The sequence below is a fragment of the Simkania negevensis Z genome (assembly GCF_000237205.1).
GTDB classification, from domain to species: domain Bacteria; phylum Chlamydiota; class Chlamydiia; order Chlamydiales; family Simkaniaceae; genus Simkania; species Simkania negevensis.
Genome location: NC_015713.1, coordinates 1,519,257 through 1,538,526 on the forward strand (window position 1 = coordinate 1,519,257; position 19,270 = coordinate 1,538,526).

7 protein-coding genes are annotated in these 19,270 nt (G+C 42.8%); 2 read left to right on the forward strand and 5 right to left on the reverse strand.

What is annotated here, in order from left to right; translation table 11 throughout:
• Window positions 1–42: 42 nt before the first annotated feature.
• The 4 genes from SNE_RS07590 to trpS all read right to left on the reverse strand — a co-directional run bounded on the left by SNE_RS07590 (window position 43) and on the right by trpS (window position 4,809).
• Window positions 43–1,560 carry a hypothetical protein gene (locus SNE_RS07590; RefSeq protein WP_013943808.1) on the reverse strand — a complete coding sequence of 506 codons (1,518 nt, stop codon included), beginning with the start codon at window positions 1,558–1,560 and terminating at the stop codon, window positions 43–45.
• Between the two features lie 456 nt (window positions 1,561–2,016).
• Window positions 2,017–3,117, reverse strand: a complete 1,101-nt coding sequence (locus SNE_RS07595) for a hypothetical protein (RefSeq protein WP_041418931.1) — start codon at window positions 3,115–3,117, stop codon at window positions 2,017–2,019.
• Window positions 3,118–3,385: 268 nt separating this feature from the next.
• Window positions 3,386–3,565, reverse strand: a complete 180-nt coding sequence (locus tag SNE_RS12780) for a type I phosphoribosyltransferase (RefSeq protein ID WP_013943811.1) — start codon at window positions 3,563–3,565, stop codon at window positions 3,386–3,388.
• 236 nt (window positions 3,566–3,801) lie between these two features.
• Window positions 3,802–4,809, reverse strand: a complete 1,008-nt coding sequence (gene trpS / locus SNE_RS07605) for a tryptophan--tRNA ligase (RefSeq protein ID WP_013943812.1) — start codon at window positions 4,807–4,809, stop codon at window positions 3,802–3,804.
• Window positions 4,810–5,040: 231 nt separating this feature from the next.
• Between trpS and pknD the strand changes: the two genes are divergently transcribed.
• Window positions 5,041–7,878: a serine/threonine-protein kinase PknD gene (pknD, locus tag SNE_RS07610; protein WP_013943813.1), complete on the forward strand. Its 2,838-nt coding sequence runs from the start codon at window positions 5,041–5,043 to the stop codon at window positions 7,876–7,878.
• Between the two features lie 20 nt (window positions 7,879–7,898).
• Window positions 7,899–10,697: a valine--tRNA ligase gene (locus SNE_RS07615; protein WP_013943814.1), complete on the forward strand. Its 2,799-nt coding sequence runs from the start codon at window positions 7,899–7,901 to the stop codon at window positions 10,695–10,697.
• Window positions 10,698–10,726: 29 nt separating this feature from the next.
• On the opposite strand, the gene SNE_RS13075 is transcribed toward SNE_RS07615, so the two are convergent.
• Window positions 10,727–18,931, reverse strand: a complete 8,205-nt coding sequence (locus SNE_RS13075; protein ID WP_013943815.1) for an autotransporter-associated beta strand repeat-containing protein — start codon at window positions 18,929–18,931, stop codon at window positions 10,727–10,729.
• Between the last annotated feature and the right edge of the window lie 339 nt (window positions 18,932–19,270).

A 19,270-nucleotide genomic window follows, 5' to 3' on the forward strand; every position in this document is an offset into this window, starting at 1 on the left:
TTGTTGCAAATATTTTATCTTCAATAATTTAGCATTATCTCTTTAAGATAAATCTGCAATGAGTTCCAATCGAATCTCTTTTGGCTTCTTCACCCCTTTGGTTGCAGCATCGAAATCTAGACGTTCTTGATCGCTGTACCATGGTTGCTCGGGTTTAGGTCGCAAGCTTTGCTCAAGGCGCATTTTCATGAAATGCATCACAAATCGACCACAGTTTGTCCAGTCTCCTAGTCCTTGATGAGGAGTCTTGCTCCCATAGGAGTAGTTAGTTGTTCCATTTCTATAGGGGTTTTTGGGCCTGCCGCGACTCATGATTTCATCATCCACACAGCTAGATAACGCATTCTGCATCTTTTGCATACGACCTAGCTCTTTTTCTGCAGTATCTTTAAGCTTCTCTTTATCAAAATCGGAGCTATACATCCTTTTAATTTGGTCTTGCATTTCAGGTGAGAAAGTCGAGCAGAAAACACTGCAAAGGTCGCTTCGTACTTCACGTAATTCTGTCTTTTCGCAAGCAGCAATGACCTTCTTTAGCTCAGGAATCGAAGGGCTTTGATGAGCGAACACCCCATGAATTGCATATCCAAGAGTAGGTCCTTTATAAGAAACTGTTCTAGCTAACTTGCCATAACCAGGGATCGGCTCCTTGCGAAGCGTTTCTTGTAAAGAATCATTGTCTTTTTGCGCTAACATGTCTCGAAGTTTAACTAAATCGGGGTTTTCTTTTTCTCCAATCATTCTGGTAACTTGATAAAAGAGATATTCAGTCAGCATACTGGGAAACTTACTGACAGTAACACCGGGAAGGGCGCGGATTTCTGCAGCCCCAGGAGCTTCCCCTTTTGGATCGAAATATTCGATTGCTCCATTTTTCAAATTAAGCGCGAATAGAACAATATGATTCTGAGGAGATGATTGTTCAACCGGAATGAAAACAAACTGTTTCCCTTCATCGATGGCTCTGACCACTTCTGGAATAATTTTCGTTTGTAAAATGTTTTGTTTAGGATTTGGATCAACGAGTTCCTTAATAAAAATAGCCTGCTCTCCATACTGACTCTCAAGAAAATCGATGTAGGCGTAGACTGTTCCTTTCTCGGTGTAAGAGCCTCCTTCAATATTCTTTACGGCTGCCTGGGTCACACGTTGCTTTTCAAGTTTAACCTCAGAATCAGAAATTCCTTCCGAGTCAACGTCAACAAAATCATGTAACATTGATTCATCATGAGCAAAATCAGCCAACCTCGACTTTTCTTGTGGATGTTGAGGCAAGACATGAGACAAGTTTTCATTTCCAGTAGAGCTATAGGAAGCATGCATCACAGCTCCAACTCCTTCTTCTGGTGATGACCAAATTGCATTCCAATTCTCCGCAATGTGGTCAGCTGTCCAGCAAAGTGTAACCAAAGGAATCGATATTAACACCCAACCAACGAGTGCTAGAACTCGTAAAGCTGTGTCTTGCCAAGACGATTCTTGGCTGGAGCTATTTGCATCTGATTGATGAGTGGCTTCAAGCAAGCGGCTTCGTTCTGAAGCTTGGTCTAAAGTAGCCATATTTCTTCCTATCCCTTTCCGTATCCCAAAGCAAGTATTATAACACATTAAAATTTAATAATGTGACAATATATTATTTTATTTTATTTAAGCAATTAATTATAAGTTGATTAAAAGATAAAATTTATGAAAAATAATTTACTAAGAATTTGTAAATTAAAGGTTTAAATAAAAAAACTTCATCTTGGTAACGGTGAAGTCCTGATCAATAGGTCTCTTACATCTCTTGGCCAGAGCAAATTTTTTAGAAGCAGCGTGCATCTGTTCTAGCTGTGGTTTCAGTTTTTCAATTTCTGAATCAATAAAGTAGACCTGAAAAGACAAAAAGCTTCACTCTTTTGGAGTGAAGCCAAACTTGCTTGCAGCTTTTTACTAACCCGACTGAAAAATAGAAATTCATTGAGTATTAAAACCATCTAAAACGAAAATCTCCGCAGCAATGTTCGAGGATATTTCTTAAAAAAGCCGATTTAGTTCTGAAGAAAGTGCCTGAGCCTTTGAATCTCTTAGAGGTCCGTAAGCTACCGAACATTTAAAGGGAGTCATTTCTATTCCTTTTTGTTGTATTCTCTCTTTAAAATCACTTTTCACTTGCTGTTGGTAATCCTCAATAGACGTCGCCAACCAAACCGTTACTTCTTTATTTAAGAGATCAACTAGCTGTTGAGATTTTGAGTATTCATGACTTTTTAACTCAAGAATTTCTCTTATGGAATCAGAAACCTGTCTTGGAATCCCAGAAAATTTCGCCCCCAAGTTCTGTTGTAAATTCGGTATGGTTTGCGTCGTTGAATCAAAATTATCTAAAATATATTTTAACCTTTTCAAAGACTTAAATCCAAAAGCAACTAAAAATGCCTTTCCAATTCCACATTCTTCCTCTGGAAACTCGTTTTGAAGCTGCTCCGCCATTGGATAAGTTATTTCGTCATGACTTACTAGCGCTTGATAGAAAGTTGCTGTGTGGGGTAAAAGCTTAGAACCTATTGCAAAGGATAGATTCTCAAGAATAGTACTTGAAATCACTGGGGTTAATTTCCCAGGAGCATTTATGATTCTAGCAACTAGATCAATTGAAATAAGTTGGGATTCTCCTTCAATTATCAAAGGAATAAATACAAAACGCTTCTGGTCCCGAATTGCTTCTCCGACTGCATTAGGAAGCAACTCTCTAATTTGGTCGTGACTTGAAATGATACTTTGATTTTCGGTTAATACCACAATCGCTTCACCTTGATGGTCTTTGGCGAAAACATTTAAGGCATTTACAGACATTTTCTCTGCAATCATAGATATATCATCTATAGCCTTTAGAAGATCTTCATCTCCTGCAATTGCAACAGCTCCAATTCCGTCGTCCCTTCCAGTCCAAAGCTCACATAAAAACTCATAAGCGCTCACAAAAAATTGCGCAAATGAAGTGAAGCCATTTGCAAAGAAACTGACCACATTGTTTGCAGTATCCACCCATTGTGAACTTTCTCTATCTGATCTGATTAAAGGTGAACTTTCTGATGAATCCAATTTAATTGGATTTTGTGTTGAAGTCGTAGACATACTCCTTCTATCTCCTCTTTTTTCCATCTCCAAGTTATTATTATAACATAAATTAAATGTTTATTTAAACAATAATAATATAATAAAAAATTATCAAAAAATATTATTATTTAATATCAAATATTTATAATTAAATAAACTTTAATAAGCTAACTATTAAATAGATGTGATTTTTTTCAAATCTGAAAGAGCGAAAAGAAAGGGGCTGAGAGAGAATCTCTTCCTTGAAAGGCGGTCATTTCAAGAAGACAGGCGATTTCTACGACTTCTACCTCTGTCTGTTTGGCAAGCTGACTTGCTGCAGCCGCTGCCCCCCTGTGGCAAGGAGATCGTCAAGAATAAGGACCCGTTGGCCCTTTTGGAGCGCATTTTTTTCAACTTCTAGGCAATCTGTCCCGTACTCAAGCTCAAATTGTTGGGAAAGGGTTTCTTCGGGAAATCGTCGCATTTCCGGATGAGAACAAGAGGCAGCGAAAGCTCATAAGCAAGGGCTGAACCAAAAATAAACCCTCGTGCCTCAATTGTTAGGACAACACCGATCTTTTGACCATGATACCGGTCGGCAAAAGCTTGGATATCTTGATGGAAAGCCTGAGGATTTCGAAGAAGCTTACCCTACCAATGAAAGCTCACGCCTACTTTCGGGGAATCTTTTCGAATCGAAAGGTAGCCTTGATCCAATCGTTATTCATAATAGTTTAGATGCATGGCCCTGCGCACATCGGCTAAGGTCTGAGAAGCAACTTCGTTTGCTCTTTCGGTTCCTTTGCGCACAATTTCTAAAACAGCTGCCGGATCGTTTTCGAACTCGGTGCGCCTTTTTTGGATCGGCTCTAAAAATTCAATGAGAACTTCGAGAAGGTATTTTTTCACGACTGAGTCGCCTAATCCCCCACGCTGATAATGATCTTTGAGCTCTTGTACTTTTTCGATGTTCGTGTCAAAGGCATCGAGGTAGTCAAAAACGGGGTTTCCTTCTACTTTTCCTGGATCTTCGACGCGGAGGTGGCTTGGATCGGTGTACATCTTTTTAACTTTCTTTGAGACTTGGTCTAGATCGTCAGAAAGATAAATGGCGTTATTGAGCGATTTACTCATTTTGGCTTGTCCATCGATTCCAGGTAGACGGGCAATTTTAGGAATGCGGGCCTCAGCTTCAACAAGAACATCTGTTTCGTAAATGCGATTGAAAGATCGGACGATTTCATTCGTCTGCTCGATCATAGGACGTTGATCTTCTCCGACAGGAACGAGGTTGGCTTTAAATGCGGTGATGTCGGCGGCTTGTGAAACGGGATAGGTCATGAATCCCGCAGGAACGCTTTCTCCAAATCCCTTTTGTTTGATTTCTTGCTTCACAGTGGGGTTGTGCTTGAGACGATTCCATGTTACCAAATTGAGGTAATACATCGTGAGCTCCGAAAGAGCAGGAATCAGTGATTGGAGAAAGATAACGGTTTTTTCAGGATCAATCCCAACTGCGAGATAATCGAGCGCAACTTGAAGAACACTGTCGCGGACACGCTGCGGCTCTTTTGCATAGTCTGTAAGTGCTTGCATATCGGCAATCATGACAAATTGCAAGCAAGAGTCTTGCAACTCGACACGGGAGCGCAAGGATCCGACATAGTGTCCAAGATGAAGGGGACCTGTTGGACGGTCTCCGGTTAGTACAATTTGCTTTTTCGTCATGTGAGTGAGGATAACAAGGAAAAGAGTTATTGAAAAGTTTTCCTTTTTGTTCTTAGATAATGTCGTTTAAAAGATACTTTGAGAAATAGCTCTTCCCAGGAGGGAAGTTCAAGGCGTCCGATACAGGCAACCCCGATAGTGGGTTGTCGAAGCAGGACAACGATGAAATTTTCCCTAGGAAGAGCTATTTCTCAAAGTAGCATTTAACGTCATTATCTAGAAATAACAGGCATGAGCGATAGTCTGCCAAAAAAGATTGGAAAATACGATCTCATACGTCTCATTGGAAAAGGAGGCATGGGTGAGATCTTTTTAGCAAAGGATCCTGTTTGTGAACGGGAGGTTGCACTCAAACGCATTTTAGAAAAGCTCATCCGGTACCCTACGATCAAAAAACGGTTCTTGAGCGAGGCTAAAATTGCGGCCCAATTGGCCCACCCCTCGATTATCCCGATTTATACGTTGCATGCAGATGAAGATCAGATTTATTACACAATGCCTTATGTCGAAGGTGATACTCTCAAGCAAATTCTCAAACTGACACGTGATAGGGAAAAGGCTGGTGACACTCCTCACCCTATTGGTGCGTCAATTCCAGCTCTTATCCGTATCTTTTTAAGTGTCTGCCAAGCGATGCACTACACCCATTCGAAGGGTTTTTTGCATCGGGATTTAAAGCCAGAAAATATCATTGTGGGAAAGTTTGGCGAGGTCATGATCCTCGATTGGGGTATTGCCCTTCCTATGGGGCATGAAGATGAAGAAGAGTCAAATGAAGTCCCTACTTCTTCTCCTCATGATTTGACCAAGCCCGGCAAGGTGGTGGGAACGGTTGGTTACATGGCTCCTGAGCGGGCGCTAGGACAACCAGCTAATGAGCAGACAGACATCTATTCACTAGGGGTTATTTTGTACCAATTACTTACCTTGCGTCTCCCCTTTATCCGTCCTTCGCTCCGAGATTTTCGGAAACAAATGAAACTCGAAAGATGGATTGAACCTCAAGAGGTCGCTCCACACCGAGATATTCCCTCTCAACTGTCGCACATTGCAAAACGGTGTTTACAGCCTGATCCAAGTAAGCGGTACGAATCAGTGCATGAAATGATCGAGCAGCTCGAAAATTACATTGAAGGCTGCCCTGAGTGGATTCCAACAACAACACTTAAGATCGACCATGCGAAAGATTGGGAATTTCAAGAAAACGTTCTCCTTTCTAAACATATGGCTGTTTCACGGATTTCTAATGTTCTCGAATGGGTTATGCTCATGATCTCAAAAGAGTCCTATTCGGGCAACATCCGGATCGAAGCAACGCTCGAGATCGAAGAACCCTGCCTAGGTGTGGGCTTTCTTCTTTGCATTCCAGAACCAAGTGAGCGAAAAGGGTTAGAAGATGGATACTGTTTGTGGATTGGTACGAAGAAAAATCCTTCTTGTACCCTTTTTCGCTCAAACGTCGAGGTGATGCACATTCCGGAAGTCGCTCTCGAGCCAAAACGAACATATGCCATCGCAATCGAAAAAATTGAAAATAATGTCCGTCTTTTGATCGATGGGAATTTGGTGCTGAGTTATGTCAGCCATATTCCTCTTGTTGGAGGCCATTTAGGAATGCTGCTTCGCGATACTGATTTCAAGTTAGAAAAGATTCACATCTTGTTTGGAAGTCAAAACGTGATGGTGAATTGCCTGTCGATCCCCGATGCCTTTTTAACGAGCAAAGACTACGGAAAAGCTTTATCTGAATACCGCCGCATTGCCCACTCGTTTAAGGGACGTGCTGAAGGAAGAGAAGCGCTGTTTCGAGCAGGAATCACCATTTTAGAACAGGCAAAAAATAAGGCGAGCGAGGAAAAAAAAGAGGAGTTTTTTGGGCGCGCGCTTGATGAGTTTGAAAAGCTGCACGGCACTCCAGGAGCTCCACTGGAATACTTGGGGAAATCTCTAGTTTACCGAACAGAAGGTGACTTAGAAGAAGAAATCAAATGTTTAGAACTAGCGATCCGAAAATATCCCAAGCATCCTCTGCTCCCGGTTGTTGAAGAGCACATCGGGTTCCGACTGCACGAAACTTCGCGCTTGGACAGAAAAGGGGCCTATTCCTTTCTTTTACTTGCTCTCAGGCATGTTCCTCATGTCTTACATACAAAAGAAACGCAAGATTTAATCGAACATTTGACGGCAGATTGGGAATCGCTTGCTTTTATCGAATCGCCAAAGAGTTTTTCCAGTGACAAAGTGCGCTATAACCATCTCGCAATTCAGCTTGCGTTTTGGCTGTCAAAACCGACAGTTCTCTATGAAATCATGCAGAAAATTTCTTCTGATGCTCCTGAGTACTGCCTCCTTGTTGGCAATGCTCTTTTTGCTCTACTTGAAATGGGCTACTCTAAACTTGCCAATTACATCATCACAAAGCAGTTTATGCAAAGTGATCCCGAATGTTTGCTGCTTAAAAACTATCTCGAAATTGCAATTCAGTCTGAAGACAAGCCGATTAAAGATTGCCTTGATTTGTTCTTCAGCGTTGCCCCTAACCATCTTTCTAAACGGGAAGCGCGGACCCTTAAATTTCTGTTTGAAAAAGGGCTCAGCACAAAGGATGCTTCTTCTCTCCTCCCCTATTTCGAAAAGCTTTCCAAGTTTGATAAAATTGAAATCGATCTCAAACCGATTGAAATTTGGGCCTATCTTCTTTCTGATCAAAAGCAAGAAGCTGAAAAGCTCTTCCCTAAGCAAATCGGAGAAATCACCTCTCCTTATTACTCGCTTTATGGGTGTCTTCTTGCTCAAAAGGAAGGAGAAAAAGGAGCGCTTGGTCATTTTGAGTCGCTGCTCAACGTTTCCTACCCTCCTACAAACGCCCTCCTTAGCCATTTTTTGAAAGGGACAATTGAACTCAAATCACCTTGGATGCAAAACGCTTTCCTCTGGGAAAAGGTGCAACTCTATCGTCAGCTCTCCCTCTACTATTTCTGCCTCGGCAAAAAGCGGAAAGCTTCTCAATATGAGCAAATGATCGTAAAAGAACGAGAAAACTCTCAAATTCCTTTAAATTTCATCTAAAATCATATATTCTATTTGTCATGAACGAAGATCTACCGAAACATTACAACCCAGATATCGTCGAAGAAAAGTGGTACTACTTTTGGGAGCGAAAAGGGCTTTTCCATGCCGATCCTCTATCGGATAAAGAGCCTTATTGCATCGTTCTCCCTCCACCAAACGTGACGGGAATTCTCCACATGGGCCATGCCCTTGTCGATTCGCTTCAAGATGTGATGATCCGCTATAAGCGGATGTGTGGGTTCGAAACTCTTTGGGTTCCTGGGACAGATCATGCAGGGATTTCAACGCAAACTGTTGTAGAAAGGTATCTTATAGCGACAGAAGGAAAACGCCGCAAAGACTATTCGCGTGAAGAGTTTTTAAAACACGTCTGGAAGTGGAAAGAAGAAAACGAAAGCCGGATCGTTGATCAGCTGAAAAAATTGGGTTGCTCGTGCGATTGGATGCGTCACCGTTTCACGATGGATAAAGAGCTCAATGAAGCAGTGCGTACGCTCTTCAAAAAAATGTATGATGAAGGTCTCATTTACCAAGGAGACTACCTCGTTAATTGGGATCCTGTGACACAAACGGCCTTGGCTGATGACGAAGTCGAATACGAAGAGCGAGAAACTCATCTTTGGCATTTGAAATACCCCTTAGAAGATGGAAGTGGCCACCTCATTGTCGCGACCACTCGCCCTGAAACCATGCTTGGAGATGTTGCGGTTGCTGTTTCTCCTGAGGATGCACGGTACAAAAAGTGGATTGGCAAGCACTTAATTCTCCCTCTCGTGGGCCGCAAAATCCCAGTTTTGGCAGATCCTTTCGTCGATCCAGAGTTTGGAACAGGCGTTGTCAAAATCACTCCAGCTCACGACCCGAATGATTACGAAATGGGGCTGCGCCACGGTCTTGAGATGATCAATATTCTTAATCCTGATGGCACCTTGAATGAAAATGGTCTCGAATTTGAAGGTCTCTCTACTGAAGAAGCCAGAAGTTTGGTCGTTGCCCGCTTAAAGGAAATCAACGCTCTTGAAAAAATTGATCCCTACACACATCGCGTGGGAGTCTCTTACCGCTCTAAAGCTGTCATCGAACCTTACCTTTCAAAGCAGTGGTTTGTGAAAATGACAGCTTTTAAAGAAGATCTGATTGATGCTGTCCGCTCAGGAAAAGTTAAAATCATTCCGAAAAATTGGGAGCAAACCTACTTCCATTGGATTGAAAATCTCCGCGATTGGTGTATCTCCCGCCAACTGTGGTGGGGACACCGTATTCCTGTTTGGTTTCACAAGGAGGATACCTCTCGCATGATTTGTCATGCTGGAGATGATCTTCCACCTGAAGTGAAAGCTGCTCCAAATGAGTGGGAGCAAGATGAAGATGTTCTCGACACATGGTTCTCCTCTGCCCTTTGGCCTTTTAGTACATTAGGTTGGCCTCATCAAACAAACGAACTGAAAAAATTCTATCCCAACTCGACTCTCATCACTGGTCATGACATCCTCTTTTTCTGGGTGGCGCGTATGATCATGATGGGAAAATATGTCATGGGTGAAGTTCCTTTCGCTGAAACGAATTTGCAAGGGCTGATCTTTGGTAAGTCCTACTGGAGAAAGGCTAAAGACGGTGGGATTGCTTACGTTTCCCCTGATGAGAAAAAAGCCTTCGACTTGGGCGAGGTCCCGCCAAAAGATGTTTCTTCGAAATGGGAAAAGATGTCAAAGTCGAAAGGGAACGTGATCGATCCGATTGAGATCATCAATACATATGGAGCCGATGCGATGCGGATGGCACTTGGTGCAAGTGCAACCCAATCGATGCAAATCGATCTCGACCGTCGTCGGTTTGAAGAATTCAAAAATTTCACCAACAAGATGTGGAATGGTTCGCGCTTTGTCCTCATGAACCTCTCTGATCTCACACCCGAAACCTTTGCCGAGGGACTCGATTTTTCCAAATTGTATTTGGAAGATCAATGGATTTTCTCGAGACTCAACACCGTGATTGAGGAGATGCACTCCCACTTAGAGGGCTATTACTTTGACCGTGCTGCGATGCGTTGCTATTCGTTTTTCTGGGATGAGTTCTGCGCCTACTATGTCGAAATGTCAAAACCCACTCTGTTTGGCAAGCGGGGCGAAAAAACCACAAAGCAAAAAATTCTCGTGATTGTCTTACTTGCATCGCTTAGATTGATGCATCCTTTTGCTCCTTTTATTACTGAAGAAATTTTCCATCTGCTTAAAGAGCACTTCGCCCACATTCAACCTTCTTCGTCAGATCCGTATACGCAAGAGGCAATTGACGCCCTTCTTTCCCCAGCATGTATTGTATCGGCCTATCCAAAAGTGCTTCGCAAAGAAGACATCCGTAAAGAGATCGAAGAAAAATTCCAGTTCTTAAATGAAATCGTCTACGCAATCCGCAATATTCGCGCAGAGATGGGACTTCCCCCTTCAACTACAACAGATCTTGTTGTCGAGGGGTGTGGCAAAGAATTTGACCTTCTTCAAGAAAATATGGGCATCATCACTTCGCTTGTCCGTATTGAATCAATCAAAACCCAGGCTCCCGAAGGGTTTCACTCTTCAGCGCAAGTGGGCAGCTTAAAGCTTATCATTCCTCTTCCTCAAGAGCTCATTGAAAAGGAGCTCAAACGTCTCGAAAAAGAAAAAGAGAAATGCATTGCCCAGATTGATTTAACAAAGAAGCAATTGAGCAATCCCAATTTTGTAGAGCGCGCTCCGAAAGAGCTCGTCGAAAAAACAGAGCAGCAACTTAAAGATTTAGAGAAACTGCTTCAAGATATCGAAAAAAAATTAAGCTAGAGTTGAGGTATTAACCTGAATTCTGATTATTAGAACCTCTTTTCAACCTTGACTTTACCGCTTTGGATCGCAGCATTATCGAAAAGGTCGGCTTTGTACCCAAGCTCAATGATCCAATCATGATTTGTTCTCAAAACCAGTTCTCCACCAACGGTGAAGTGATTCGTTGACTTATGGTAGCTTTTCACAGTGAAAGAAGACTCACAAAGGGTTTGTTTGTAAAATCGAGAAGTTCGTTTTCCTGAGTTGAGTGGAATATTCGAAATCCAACCTAACTGAATGACTGGTGTTACACAAACTGAGGGAGTATAAAAATCTCTAAGAAACTTCACCAAAAGGGTGGGTTGCAAGTAGGCGGAATACTTGCTATCCACTTTGAGGTTGATACTACCAGCTCCAGATTCGGTATACCCTTCCTCAAACATATTCAAATAACTCAAGCGTGCTTCAGGAAGGATAAAAAAGTGATCGATGTTTCCTCCGATATTGACTCGAAATTTATACCCTCCATCGAGTCTTGCTAATACATCGTAACTATGGTGACTACTATTCGCTCTTCGATTGATTCCTGTGTAACGAATGTTTCGATCGATCGTGTAGGTGTTATATGCCCCCAATACCAATAGATTCACGAATCCCTCTGAGATGACCCATCCAAATGAAGGCCCGAAATAAATCGAGTTCCAGTGCCCTTTTCCTCTATTTTCATTCCAATCGATATTGGAATACATGTACCCCAAGGCTCCTCCAACTTGGAGAGAGTCATAAAACATATGATTCGCTCCCACTCCTACTCCAACAGAATAAGTATCAAAGGGAAGGTAAGAATCATACTCGGTTTCACCACCAATTGAGCCTTGATCATAATAACTTCCAACAGGAGCAATCCAAACTGAGGTTTTATTTTGATTTAATCGGCATTGCTGATCTTGATTTTCATTCGAGATACAAGGATCGCACCAGTAGAATTTTTCAGCATTTTCTGCTACCACATCCGCAATCATGCGCTGATTTTGAAGCTCGATCACAGGAAGTGCTCCAAACTGAACAGGACTGAGTTTCACAAGATCTTCAGCAAACTGATCTGCTGGAACCGTCACAATCGCTTCCATGACCTCATATAAGTCTGGATTAGACGGAAAAAAGTTCGGGCAAAATAAATAGTCTGCAACTTCACGGGCGTTTCCCTTGAGATTACTCTTTCGGACTGGAAGGATGACTCCTTGATTTGAATTTGTGAGAACCGCAAAAGTCGGATGATAGACGATGGAAAATCCTAAAGAGGTGATATCTGTTAAATTTAAATTGCCATTTCTTGAAGCATAGGTCATGAAAGTGTATTCCAGCCCTGCAGGATAAACCCCTGGATGTGGAAGAATCGTTAATGCTCCCGCTAGGTTTGCAGTTCCCGTCACAATTAACAAGTCTGTATCACCCAATGAGTTGAGTTCATTCAGTAAGCGACCGTTAGCATTTTGAGTATAGTTTCCAACAACTGTTAAAGTCCCAATAGAGTTACCAGGCCAAACAATTCCTGAATTGTCAACCGTTTGCAGTTTTCCTGATCCTTTGAGAAGCCCTCCTACTGAAATGGTCGTAATAGGACTCTTCACCTCACCATTCACATGTAGAGCTGCACCGCTCTGAACTTCGGTCATACTTCCTGCGATGCTTCCGGTGATATTCAAAACCCCCAAACTGACAGTTGTTTTTCCTGTGTAGATGTTATCTCCACTTAAGGTAACGACTCCTAATCCTTTTTTGATGAGGTCTCCTGAACCACTGATGAAATTTGCATAGGAACCGACCATCCCTTGCTGAAAGACAATTGTCGTATTGTTAGCGATTGGGCCCTGCAGGCTTGTTGTCGTTCCTTGAAGAGTTCCTTCTTCGATGGTCGTTCCACCGCTATAAGTATTCGCTTCAGTTAAAATTAATGTCCCAACCCCTTTCTTAGTCAGACTTCCACTGCCTGTCATCTTACTTGCATACGTCCCATCTGATCCTTGATCAAAGATCACTGCGGCATTGTTTGCGATGTTTCCTTGAAGACTTCCCGTATCTCCTTGCAGCGTTCCGGCTGTAACTGTCGTTCCTCCACTATAGGTGTTCTCTCCTGTCAGAGTTAATTTGGATGTCCCCATCTTTGTCAAATTCCCACTTCCTGATATCTTACTTACATACGTCCCATCTGAAGCTTGATCAAAGATCACTAGGGCATTGTTTGTAATCGACCCTTGTAAACTTGTCACATCTCCTTGCAGCGTTCCGGCTGAAACAGTTGTGCCTCCACTGTAGGTATTTGCTCCTGTCAACGTGAGCTTCGCAGTCCCGATCTTCGTTAAGCTTCCACTTCCTGATATCACGCCTACATACGTTCCATCTGAGCCTTGATCAAAGACAACTGCTGCATTGTTTAGAGTATTGCCAGGTATACTTCCACTATTGCATTGAAGAGTTCCTGCCGTAACAGTTGTTCCTCCACTGTAGGTGTTCTCTCCTGTCAGAACAACTTTGCCAGAACCCAGTTTAGTTAAACTTCCAGCTCCTGATATGATCCCAGCATACGTTCCATCAGTAGATTGGTTAAAAATGACCATCGTATCATTTGTGACAGGTCCTTGCAGGCTTGTTGTTGTTCCTTGAAGGATTCCTTCACTAACTGTTGTTCCTCCGCTATACGTATTCGCTCCTGTTAGTGTGAGCATCCCTGCTCCTTCTTTTGTAAGACTTCCTGTCCCAGACATCTTGCCTGTATAGGTTCCATCTGAGCCTTGATCAAAGATCACTGTGGTATTATTTCCGATGTTTCCTTGAAGACTTCCTGTATCCCCTTGAAGGGTTCCTAGACTAACTGTCGTTCCTCCACTATAGGTGTTCGCTCCGGAAAGCGTAAGCTTTGCAGTCCCTATTTTCATCAAATTCCCACTTCCTGACATCACCCCTGCATACGTTCCATCTGAAGCTTGATCAAAGATCACTGCGGCATTGTTTATCATCGACCCTTGTAAACTTGTCACATCTCCTTGCAGCGTTCCGGCTGAAACAGTTGTGCCTCCACTGTAGGTGTTTCCTCCTGTCAGTGTGAGCTTCGCAGTCCCGATCTTGGTTAAACTTCCGCTGCCTGATATCACGCCTACATACGTTCCATCTGAGGTTTGATTAAAGACAACTGCTGCATTGTTTAGGGTATCGCCAGATAAACTTCCACTATTGCATTGAAGAGTTCCTGCTATAACAGTTGTCCCTCCACTATATGAATTTGCTCCTGTTAAAATAACTGTACCAGAGCCTAGTTTAGTTAAGCTTCCACCTCCTGATATGATCCCAGCATACGTTCCATCAGTAGATTGATTAAAGATCACTGAGCTATCATTGACTATTGATCCTTGCAGGCTCGTGGTAGTTCCCTGCAACGTTCCAGCTGAAACAGTCGTACCTCCACTATAGATGTTTGCGCCAGACAGAGTTAATGTGCTTGCTCCATTTTTCGTTAGACTTCCGGTCCCAGACATCTTACCTATATATGTTCCATCTGAGCCTTGATCAAAGATCACTTCACCATTATTTCCGATATTTCCTTGAAGACTTCCCGTATCACCTTGAAGAATTCCTTCTGTAACCGTTGTCCCTCCACTATACGTGCTTGCTCCTGTCAGCGTGAGCTTCGCAGTTCCGATTTTCGTCAAATTCCCACTTCCTGTCATCACTCCTGCATACGTCCCATCTGAGCTTTGATCAAAAACAACTACTCCATTGTTCGTGATCGGACCTTGTAAACTTGTCACATCTCCTTGAAGCGTTCCGGCTGTAACTGTCGTGCCTCCGCTGTAGGTGTTTCCTCCTGTCAGCGTGAGCTTTGCAGTTCCGATCTTCGTCAAGCTTCCACTGCCTGATATCACATCTCCATACGTCCCATCTGAGCCTTGATCAAAGACAACCACTGCATCGTTCAAAATATCTCCTGGAAAACTTCCCACATTCCCTTGCAGCGTTCCAGCTGTAACGGTTGTGCCCCCACCATAGGTGTTTGCCCCTGTCAGGATGACTTTTCCTGTTCCCTGTTTGGTGAAGCTGCCGCTGCCTGACATCACACCAGCATACGTTCCATCTGAGGTTTGATTAAAGATAACTGCGGTATTATTGATGATTGATCCTTGCAAGCTACTTGTCGTTCCCTGAAGCGTTCCTACACTAACTGTTGTGCCTCCACTGTACGTGTTTGTTCCGGAAAGAGTAAGAGTTCCTGTTCCTTCTTTTGTAAGACTTCCTGTCCCAGACATGTTGCCTGCATATGTTCCTAGACCCCCTTGATCGAATATCACTGCTGCATTATTTGTAATCGACCCTTGTAAACTTGCTGTATTTCCTTGCAGCGTTCCAGCTGTAACTGTCGTTCCTCCACTATAGGTGTTTGTTCCTGTCAGTGTGAGTTTTGCTGTTCCAATCTTTGTCAAACTTCCACTTCCTGATATGACATCTCCATATGTTCCATCTGAGGTTTGATTAAAGGTAACTACTGCATTGTTGATGATTGATCCTTGCAGGCTTGTTGTACTTCCTTGAAGTACTCCAGTTGAAACGGTTGTGCCTCCACTGTACGTGTTTGTTCCAGATAGAGTTAATGTGCTTGCTCCGCTTTTCGTTAGACTTCCTGTCCCAGACATGTTGCCTGCATATGTTCCTAGACCTCCTTGGTTGAATATCACCGCGGCATTATTTGTAATTGGCCCTTGTAAACTTGCCGTATTTCCTTGCAGCGTTCCAGCTGTGATGGTTGTTCCTCCACTATAGGTGTTTGTTCCTGTCAGTGTGAGTTTTGCTGTTCCAATCTTTGTCAAATTTCCACTTCCTGACATCACTCCTGCATACGTCCCATCTGAGGTTTGATTAAAGGTAACTGCTGCATTGTTGATGATTGATCCTTGCAGGCTTGTTGTTGTTCCTTGAAGCACTCCAGTTGAAACAGTTGTGCCTCCACTGTACGAATTTGTTCCAGATAGAGTTAATGTGCTTGCTCCACTTTTCGTTAGACTTCCTGTCCCAGACATGTTGCCTGCATATGTTCCTAGACCTCCTTGATCGAATATCACCGCGGCATTATTTGTAATTGGCCCTTGTAAACTTGCTGTATTTCCTTGCAGCGTTCCGGCTGTGACGGTTGTTCCTCCACTATAGGTGTTTGCTCCTGTCAGTGTGAGCTTTGCTGTTCCAATCTTTGTCAAATTTCCACTTCCTGACATCACTCCTGCATACGTCCCATCTGAGGCTTGATCAAAGGTAACAACTGCATTGTTTAGAATATTCCCAGGAAAACTTCCCACATTCCCTTGCAACGTTCCGGCTGTAACTGTCGTGCCTCCACTGTAGGTATTTGATCCTGTCAGAGTGACTTTTCCTGTCCCCTGTTTCGTTAAGCTACCGCTGCCTGACATCACTCCTGCATACGTCCCATCTGAGGCTTGATTAAAGGTAACTACTGCATTGTTGATGATTGATCCTTGCAGGCTTGTTGTACTTCCTTGAAGTACTCCAGTTGAAACGGTTGTGCCTCCACTGTACGTGTTTGTTCCAGATAGAGTTAATGTGCTTGCTCCACTTTTCGTTAGACTTCCTGTCCCAGACATGTTGCCTGCATATGTTCCTAGACCTCCTTGGTTGAATATCACTGCTGCATTATTTGTAATTGGCCCTTGTAAACTTGCTGTATTTCCTTGCAGCGTTCCAGCTGTAACTGTCGTTCCTCCACTATAGGTGTTTGTTCCTGTCAGTGTGAGTTTTGCTGTTCCAATCTTTGTCAAACTTCCACTGCCTGACATCACACTTGCATATGTCCCATCTGAGGTTTGATTAAAGGTAACTACTGCATTGTTGATGATTGATCCTTGCAGGCTTGTTGTACTTCCTTGAAGTACTCCAGTTGAAACGGTTGTGCCTCCACTGTACGTGTTTGTTCCAGATAGAGTTAATGTGCTTGCTCCGCTTTTCGTTAGACTTCCTGTCCCAGACATGTTGCCTGCATATGTTCCTAGACCCCCTTGATCGAATGTCACTGCTGCATTATTTGTAATTGGCCCTTGTAAACTTGCTGTATTTCCTTGCAGCGTTCCAGCTGTGACGGTTGTTCCTCCACTATAGGTGTTTGCTCCTGTCAGTGTGAGCTTTGCAGCCCCGATCTTCGTCAAGCTTCCACTTCCTGATATAACGTCTCCGTATGTTCCATCTGAGGCTTGATCAAAGGTAACGACTGCATTGTTTAGAATATTCCCTGGAAAACTTTCCACATTCCCTTGCAACGTTCCAGCTGAAACAGTCGTGCTTCCACTGTAGGTATTTGCTCCTGTCAGAGTGACTTTTCCTGTCCCCTGTTTCGTTAAGCTACCGCTACCTGACATCACTCCTGCATACGTCCCATCAAAGGTTTGATTAAAGGTAACCGCCGCATTGTTGACGATCGATCGTTGCAGGCTGCTTGTTGTTCCTTGAAGTACTCCAGTTGAAACGGTTGTGCCTCCACTGTATGTGTTTGTTCCAGATAGAGTTAATGTGCTTGCCCCACTTTTCGTTAGACTTCCTGTCCCAGACATGTTGCCTGCATATGTTCCTAGACCTCCTTGGTTGAATATCACTGCTGCATTATTTGTAATTGGCCCTTGTAAACTTGCTGTATTTCCTTGCAGCGTTCCGGCTGTAACTGTCGTTCCTCCACTATAGGTGTTTGTTCCTGTCAGTGTGAGTTTTGCTGTTCCAATCTTTGTCAAATTTCCACTTCCTGACATCACACTTGCATATGCCCCATCTGAGGTTTGATTAAAGGTAACCACAGCATTGTTTGTGATCGCACCCTGTAAACTTGTTGTATTCCCTTGAAGCGTTCCGGCTGTAACTGTCGTTCCTCCACTATAGGTGTTAGCCCCAGATAGAACCAGAGTTCCACCTCCTTCTTTGAATAAAGCTCCACTTCCTGACATCACACCTAGATAAGTACCCGTTGCAGTCTGATTAAAAGTCACAGTAGCATTATTTGTGATTGCACCCTGCAAACTTGTTGTTGTTCCGGCAAGTGTTCCTCCGTTTACCGTTGTTCCTCCTGTATATGAATAGGTTCCTGAATCTGAAAGTGTGACTTTACCAGTTCCATTTTTCAGCAAATTTCCAGCACCTGTAATACCTCCAGAATACGTTCCATCTGCGCTTTGGTCAAAGTCAAGCGCTGCTCCGTTGGCAACTGAGAAGCTTCCTTTCAAACTTGTTGTTGACCCTGCAAGTGTTCCTCCATTTATCGTTGTTCCGCCGGTGTAGGAATTATTTCCTGTGAAGGTCACTTTTCCTGTCCCATTTTTGGTGACGGATCCAGATCCAGATATGGCACCAGAATAAGTCCCATCTGTTGTTTGATCAAACACTACAGATGTAGAAGTTTGGGTACTGATTTGTCCTATTAATCCTGTTGTAGTTCCTTGTAGAACTCCTGCTTCAACTGTTGTTCCACCGCTATAGGTATTATTTCCAGTGAGAATGAGGGTATTTGATGAGGTTTTTCTAATTGATCCACCAGATCCTTGAATAGATCCAGAAAAATTTCCACCTTGAATAGTAAGTCTCGCACTTCCCATTGTTATCGTGCCGGAACCATTTAATGAAGTGATAGAATTATTCGACCCAAGGTTGAGTGTTCCTGGCGAGTTAATAGCAACATTCAACATCTGATTGCCGCTCAGGTTGAACTTTACATTGAGAATGCCACTATCGATTTCGAAATTCGCTGCAGGTGTATCCTGAATCACAACAGTTCCAGTACCATTGATGACATAGGTATAGTTACTAACTGAAGGAAGAGCTGAAAAGAACCAGAAATCTGGGGTAGCATTGTTGGTCACATGTAGAACGAAAGGGCTAGCAAGAGCAATATTCGCATTTATGCCATTTGTCCCAACATTTCCCGATAGAACTTCTAATACGGGAGGATTCCCATTGTTATTAAATGTTAAGGTATAGGATCCTCCTCCTCCATAATTAGTAATCGTAAAGTCTGGATTGGAAGAGTTAAATTGGATGGTGCCAATTGAAATATTTTCAGCAAAAACATAGTAAAATTCGGGATTTGCTTGAAAGATAGCAATATCTCCAGCCTTTTCAGGAATCCCGTTACTCCAATTTTTCTTGTTATCCCAAGAAGCAGTATGATCTCCCTTCCAAGTCGATGTTATGCCATAGCATAAAGTACAACTCATCAGGCACAAAGTTAAACAACTATTAAAAAAACGCATCTTTTTCTGTAATTCTTTAAGTAACCTGAGTTCTTAGTTTTTTTCGCTTATTTTTAGGTTTTCCCTCATTCTTCCCAGTCTTTTTATAATGCTGAGAATTTAAAAGAATTCTTTCCTGAAAACATACTCAAACAACTTCAAAGTTAGACTTTCTGCAATTTGCCAATCTTAGATAGCCTCATATTTCTAATACTAGGTCACCTAAGATCGACAAATTTCGAAAGCCTTCACGTTTAGAAGTTGTTAATAAACCCAGAACTCAGGTTAGGTAAGCCCATTTATATATAAGCTTCCTTTTAAATC

Excerpts from the sequence above, each read along its gene's own strand:
- pknD (WP_013943813.1), top strand. The coding sequence starts at position 5,041 with ATGAGCGATAGTCTGCCAAAAAAGATTGGAAAATACGATCTCATACGT.
- trpS (WP_013943812.1), bottom strand. The coding sequence starts at position 4,809 with ATGACGAAAAAGCAAATTGTACTAACCGGAGACCGTCCAACAGGTCCC.
- SNE_RS07595 (WP_041418931.1), bottom strand. The coding sequence starts at position 3,117 with ATGTCTACGACTTCAACACAAAATCCAATTAAATTGGATTCATCAGAA.
- SNE_RS07615 (WP_013943814.1), top strand. The coding sequence starts at position 7,899 with ATGAACGAAGATCTACCGAAACATTACAACCCAGATATCGTCGAAGAA.
- SNE_RS13075 (WP_013943815.1), bottom strand. The coding sequence starts at position 18,931 with ATGAGTTGTACTTTATGCTATGGCATAACATCGACTTGGAAGGGAGAT.
- SNE_RS12780 (WP_013943811.1), bottom strand. The coding sequence starts at position 3,565 with ATGCGACGATTTCCCGAAGAAACCCTTTCCCAACAATTTGAGCTTGAG.
- SNE_RS07590 (WP_013943808.1), bottom strand. The coding sequence starts at position 1,560 with ATGGCTACTTTAGACCAAGCTTCAGAACGAAGCCGCTTGCTTGAAGCC.